Consider the following 6,103-nt stretch of genomic DNA (forward strand, 5'->3'; position numbering starts at 1 on the left):
GGTTTCGACGGAGTCGGCCAGACGTTTCCGGATCTCGGTCTTGACGACCAATCGATCGACGAAGACTTCGATCGTGTGCTTGAGCTTCTTGTTGAGCGATATCGGTGTTCCAAGCTCGTGGACCGCTCCATCCGCGCGAACACGTGTGAAACCCTCTTTTTGAAGGCGCGCGAACTCCTTTTGATACTCCCCCTTTCGGCCGCGAACGATCGGAGCCAGGAGATGAATTTTAGTCCCCGGAGGCAAGGCGAGGATCTGATCGACGATTTGTGTGGCGGACTGCGAGGCGATCGGTTTCCCGCATTGAAAACAATGAGGATGCCCGATCCTCGCGAACAAAAGACGGAGATAGTCGTAGATCTCGGTAACGGTTCCGACGGTCGAGCGAGGATTCTTCGACGTGCTTCGCTGTTCGATCGAGATCGCGGGAGACAACCCTTCGATGCTTTCAACGTCCGGCTTTTCCATCTGTTCGAGAAATTGTCGGGCGTAGGCCGAAAGGGACTCCACATACCGCCGCTGGCCTTCGGCGTAAATCGTATCGAACGCCAGGGAAGACTTCCCCGAACCTGAAATTCCTGTAATCACGACCAGTTTGTTGCGCGGGATCTCTACGTCGATCCCCTTCAGGTTGTGCTGTCGGGCGCCTTTTATAAAGATGTATCCGGGTTCCATGGCGGGGGAAGTTTTTGGCACAGCCCCCCGGGCTTGGCAAGACCCACTCTCGTGTTGCCTGGTGGAACTCGGAGTGGCAAGATCGGCGCAGCGTGGGAAAACAGGATCTCGCGGCCTGGGTACTTTTCTACGGCGTGGATCGAAACACGTTTGCACGTATCCCCGCACTCTCTCTTTGCGCCGGCTATTCGGGGCAAATGCTGGACGATGCGGAGGCTCCCGGAACATTAATGGGATTTCCCAATGCCGTGCAGGCTGCAAGGGCCGCGCTCCGCTGTCATCCCGAACTCATGCGGGCGCTGCCGGAAGGGTCGGTTCCGCCGATGGTGATCGACACGTCTGGAGATTCGAAACGAATGGCCACGGTCGCTTTTGGAATGCCGGCCGGGACCATTGCCGTGACCGAGAACATCGCCCGCTGGCTGGCGGGCGAGCCGCTGGAGCTCCTCCCAGGTCCTCGAATTCGGATGGAGGGCGAACGCGACGTCCCGGTTCGGATTCTCAATCTTTCGTCTCATAACATGGGCTGGGCGCTTCCGACGATTCCCACGGCGTTCCCCCCTTCGTCGCCCCCGTACCTGCGGCGGACCGAGCCGGCTGTGATCAACATTCAGATGGCTCCCAAGCGGAGCTGGCCGAAAATTCCGTGGCGGATTTTGTTTATCCTCGCGATAGGCGTTGTTTTCGTATTCGGCGCTCTTGCCTCGGCGCGGCTTCTGACACGCCGGCTTCGAGCTGCGCGTACGGGTTCACCGGAGCCGCAGGCTCAGACGTCCTCCGAGATTTCGTTCGTAGAGGCTATACCGACGCCCACTCCGACACCGATCCCGCTTGGTTTCGGAACGGTCGTGATTCAAACGACGCCGCCGGCGGCGAAGGTGTATCTAAATGATGAATTGGTCGGGAAGAAGTCTCCGGTCGTCCTGTCGCAAAAAAGCAACCAGGAAACGTACAAGCTGACCGTCGAAGCGAAAGGGTATGACACGCATACCAGCCTGTTCAACGTGGACGCCGATCAGCGAAAAGTAATCGACATTCGATTGGCGAAGCAGGTTCCGAAATAGGGGGACACACGACTGGACCCGAATTCCCGATATCGGGGAAGTAGTTTGGGTCCGGTCGTGTGTCCCTCAAATTGTTTCGACAAACTTCTTCGCTTCGGCGGTTAGCTGTTCGCTGGCGGGGAGCGATTCGGCCTCCGCGTAAATTCGAAAGATCGGCTCGGTCCCGGAGGGACGGATCAAAATCCAGCTTCCATCCCGAAGATAGAACTTAAAGCCGTCGAGTTTCGAAAGCGTCTCGACCGGTCGGCCCTGCCAGCGGTCGGGCGGATTTTCGGTTAAACGGCGAACAACCGACCTGGCCTGTTCCACCGTCAGATGAATGTCGTTGCGCGTGAAATAATACGGACGCTCGGCCTTGCAGAGATCGTCGTAAACCGCCCGAAGGCCCTTTCCCGCCGTCGCGACCAGTTCCAACAAAAGGAGTGCGGTGAGAAGGCCGTCTCGTTCGGGGAGGTGGTCGATGATTCCGATTCCCCCCGACTCTTCACCCCCGATCTGGGCCTCCCCATTCACCATCTTTTCCGCAATGAACTTAAATCCGACCGGAGTTTCGAAACATTTCTGTCCCGCGCGTTTTGCGACGAGGTCGACCATGCGGGTCGTCGAAACGCTCCGCGCGATCGACCACTTCTTTTTTCGATTCTGCAGCATGTGCCAATAGGCGACCGATAGAATCTGTTGCGTGGAAAAGTAGCTCCCGTCTTCGTCCACGGCGCCCAGCCGGTCGGCGTCGCCGTCTGTGGCGAGGCCGCATGCCCAGTCATTCTTTGCGACTGCGGCGCATAGCTCCATGAGATTTTTTTCGATCGGTTCGGGAGGGACGCCCCGGAATCCCGGATTGTCTTCACCATGCAATTCGGTCACTTCCACGCCGTTGGAGCGGAGTAAGGAAGCCAGGTGTCCGGAGGCGGCTCCGTGCATGACATCGAGGCCGACGCGAAGCTTCGCTTTTCGAATTCGATCGAGGTCGATCAGTTTTTTCACGGCTTCAAGGTATTGTTCGAGCGGTTGATACGTTCGGATCTTTCCGCTCTTCGCCGCCCGGTCGAAATCCTCGGAAGTGGGAGCCGCAAACGATTTTGCACCAAGTTCCGCGATCTTCGTTTCAAACGCTTTCGTCGTTTTGGGATGCGCTGATCCTCCGAACGGTTCTTTGAACTTGAAGCCGTTCCACGCGGCGGGATTGTGGCTGGCCGTAATGACCGTGGCGCCCACGACGCCCGGTTCGTTTTTCGCCGCCCATGAGAGAGCCGGCGTGGGAAGGAAGGAGGGGGCGAGGAGAACCTCGTAGCCTTCGTTCGCATAAACTGTGGCGACCGTCTGGGCGAACTCCCGAGAGAGGAATCGCCGGTCATGGCCGACGATCATTCGTTTTTTGTCCGGAGCGCTCTCGTGCAGTGCGGCGGCGACTGCGTGCGCCACCCGCGTGACCGTTTCAAACGTGAAATCACGGGCGATCAAGGCCCGCCAGCCGTCCGTTCCAAATTTGATTTCAGGGATTTGCGTCATTACGGCACCAATCTCTTCGCCGACGCGATTCGCAGAGCCCGTTCAAAGCTTCGAACATCCGCCTCGTCTCGGCCGGCCAGATCATACGCCACGCCGTGGCCGGGCGAAACCCGAAGAATCGGCAGCCCCAGTGTAATGTTCACGACCTTGTCGAGGCCCGGATATTTGGCGGCGACCAGCGCCTGATCGTGATACGGCGACAGAATAACATCCCATCGGCCGTTCCTGGCCAGCGGAAAGAGCGTGTCCGCGGAGAACGGTCCCTCAATGGCCCATCCGTCCGAGCGCAGTTTTTGAATCACCGGTTTGAAGATCGATTCTTCCTCACTGTCCGTTACGATTTCGCCTGCGTGCGGATTGAGCCCCGCCACGGCCACCTTCGGCTTTTCGATCCCGAACATATTCCGGAGCGACGTGACGGTGACCCGAATGGTCTTCTCCAGCAATTCGGATGTGACGGTTTTTGAAACATCGCGCAGCGCAAGATGATTCGTGACCAGCACCACGCGAATTTCGGAATTATCCATCATCATGACGGGGTGGACGCCTCCCGCGCGTTCCGCGAGATATTCGGTGTGGCCGGTGAAGTCGGGCCGCACGCACCGAACCACCGACTTGTCGACCGGCGCTGTGACCAGAGCGGAGAGCAAACCGTTCAGGCAATCGTCGAAAGCCCGATCCAGCATGGCCAGAACGGCTTCCGCCCGAAGCGGCTTTGAGCGTTCATCGTTCCGGGCTTCCGAGAAATCCGGTCCCGTGGGTATCAGTGTAATGCCCCCATTTTGCGGAGGATTGTTCGATACATTCCAGAACGGATCGATATGGAGCGCGCGAGCCGTCGATTCAAGAAGAGCAGGGCTGCCGTATACGGAAAACGAAACATCGGGCCAGACGTTCTTTCCGAGGGTTCGAACGACCAGCTCCGGCCCAATGCCGGCGGGTTCGCCAAGGGTGATGCCGATCCGTCGGCTCACAACAACACCTCGACCTGCGCTTTCTCCCTCAAGCTCCGTACAAAGGCGTCGAACTGGCGCTCGGTTTCCAGCTTCGTCAATTCGGCGCGCACTTCGTCTTTCATCCGTTCCGCCGGCGCCGCCGTGGCCTGAACACGGGTCACACACTGCAAAAGATAGAACCCCTGCTCGGTCGGAATGACCCGAGAGATCTCATTCGGCCGGAGCGTGGCCACGACTTCCCCCAGTTCCGGTTGAAGATCCGACGGTTGGACCAAGCCGATATCTCCCCCTTCGCCCTTTCCGGGCCCTTCGGTTTCCCGGTTGGCGACCCGTTCAAACGGAATCCCCGCTTCAATCTGTTTTCGGAACTCTTCCATCTTGTGTTCGACGTTCACTTTCGGGTTCTTTTTTTTGAAAATCATTCGGACGCGCGATTGCCACCGGGCATTTGTGTTGCTGAGCTTACGTTGCAGCGCCGCCTCGACATCACGTTCGGTGATTTGAACCCGGTTGCGGGCGATGAAGGACATCAAATTCCGGTTCTCGATCAGTTTTTTCAGCGACGAACGGTATTCTTCCAACGTCAATCCTTCGCCTTGGAGTGCGCGTTTGAGTTCGTCCATATTCTTGATGCCGTTCAACCGCATGTTGTCCGCGATCGCGGCGTCCAACATGGAATCGTTGGCCGAGAGACCCCGCGATTCAATCTCCGCCGAAATGAGCTGATCGTTGATCATTTGGTCCAGGGTCCTTTTTCGAAAATCGGACGGTTGGCCGATGCTGTCGGTCTTTTTTTGCTGCGTCAGTTCCGACTTGACCTTGGTCTCCATCTCTTCCAGTTCGGACAACAAGATCGCCTTGCCGTTGACGACGGCCACGACGCGTTCGATCGTTCCCGAAGTGGGAGTCTGGGTTGGCGCGGCTGCGCGACGTTCGGCCGACCAGACCGTCGACGAAATCAGCGCCGTTCCAAAGAGAGAGGTTCTAATTAATTTCAGCCAGAAGGACATGGTTTCTCTCGATTTTGGCCCGGGATAACACGCCTTCCCGCCAAGCAACCAATTGTTTTTCGCGGTCGGCCTGCGTCAGAATCCGGACAATCGTCGGCTTCGCCTCGTCCAAGGATTGTTGGTGCGCCGGCTTCCTCTCCAAAACGCGGACGACGTGGAAACCGTAATCCGTCGCAATGACGGGGCTCGGTTTTCCGATCGGAAGTTTCGCGAGCGCGTCCTCAATCGCACTGGGCATGACTCCTTTATTTACGAAGCCGAGATCCCCCCCTTGCGAAGATTCCGGCGTGAACGAATAGGTCTGGGCCAGAGATTCGAAGGTCTGATCTTTTTTCAGCTCCTCAAGAATCTTATTCCCGTCTTCTTCCGTCTTGACGACGATTTGCTGCAAGTGCAGCTGTTCTTCCTTTCGGAAGTCGTCCGGATGGGTGTCGTAGTAGCGCTTGATCGCGTCTTCCGAAGGGAGCGGGATGCCTTTGGTGACTTGGGCGATGAGTTTCTCGAAGAGGAGTTTCATCCGCATCCGCTCGCGAAAACGGGCTTTGGACATCGGCTTGGCTTTCAGTGTTTCATCCAGTTCGCCGCTTGGATAGTCGTGTTCGACTTCTTTCAACGTTCGATCCAGTTCTTCCGGGCTTACCTCCAACTTTCGGCGGGAGGCTTCGGCCAGCATCATTTTCTCTTCCACGAGTTCGTTCAGAACGCGCTTCTTGAATTCAAGCAGCTCCTCGGAAGGGCCGAGCGGGCGATTATTGCCGACCTGGTACTCGCGCATTCGGGAGCGGAATTCATCCAGTGTGACCGTTTCGCCGTTGACTCGGGCCACCGCGTTCCGTTCGGCGGAAGACGTGCATCCGCCGCTTAGGATGGCGGCGAAAACCGCCAGCCC

General features: G+C 57.6%; 6 protein-coding genes. 1 reads left to right on the top strand and 5 read right to left on the bottom strand.

Going from position 1 to position 6,103, the window contains the following annotated elements:
- Window positions 1-675, bottom strand: a 675-nt coding sequence (locus VI895_11340; GenBank protein ID HLG20393.1) for an excinuclease ABC subunit UvrA, incomplete at its 3' end; no start/stop codon positions are given.
- 92 nt (window positions 676-767) lie between these two features.
- Here VI895_11340 and VI895_11345 point away from each other — a divergent pair.
- Window positions 768-1,739 carry a PEGA domain-containing protein gene (locus tag VI895_11345; protein ID HLG20394.1) on the top strand — a complete coding sequence of 324 codons (972 nt, stop codon included), beginning with the start codon at window positions 768-770 and terminating at the stop codon, window positions 1,737-1,739.
- 66 nt (window positions 1,740-1,805) lie between these two features.
- On the opposite strand, the gene VI895_11350 is transcribed toward VI895_11345, so the two are convergent.
- The 4 genes from VI895_11350 to VI895_11365 form a co-directional block, all read right to left on the bottom strand.
- Window positions 1,806-3,248 (bottom strand): phosphoglucomutase/phosphomannomutase family protein, encoded by a 1,443-nt coding sequence (locus tag VI895_11350; GenBank protein HLG20395.1) that lies wholly within the window; start codon window positions 3,246-3,248, stop codon window positions 1,806-1,808.
- Window positions 3,248-4,222: a 4-hydroxythreonine-4-phosphate dehydrogenase PdxA gene (pdxA, locus tag VI895_11355; protein HLG20396.1), complete on the bottom strand. Its 975-nt coding sequence runs from the start codon at window positions 4,220-4,222 to the stop codon at window positions 3,248-3,250. The genes VI895_11350 and pdxA overlap by 1 nt, the downstream gene beginning before the upstream one ends.
- Window positions 4,219-5,214, bottom strand: coding sequence for a SurA N-terminal domain-containing protein (locus tag VI895_11360; protein HLG20397.1), 996 nt, complete (start codon window positions 5,212-5,214; stop codon window positions 4,219-4,221). Before VI895_11360 ends, pdxA begins: the two co-directional genes overlap by 4 nt.
- Window positions 5,189-6,103, bottom strand: a 915-nt coding sequence (locus VI895_11365; GenBank protein ID HLG20398.1) for a peptidyl-prolyl cis-trans isomerase, incomplete at its 5' end; no start/stop codon positions are given. The genes VI895_11365 and VI895_11360, both read right to left, overlap by 26 nt.

Source organism: Bdellovibrionota bacterium, from assembly GCA_035292885.1.
Lineage (GTDB): Bacteria > Bdellovibrionota_G > JALEGL01 > JALEGL01 > DATDPG01 > DATDPG01.

Excerpts from the sequence above, each read along its gene's own strand:
- VI895_11350 (HLG20395.1), bottom strand. The coding sequence starts at position 3,248 with ATGACGCAAATCCCTGAAATCAAATTTGGAACGGACGGCTGGCGGGCC.
- VI895_11360 (HLG20397.1), bottom strand. The coding sequence starts at position 5,214 with ATGTCCTTCTGGCTGAAATTAATTAGAACCTCTCTCTTTGGAACGGCG.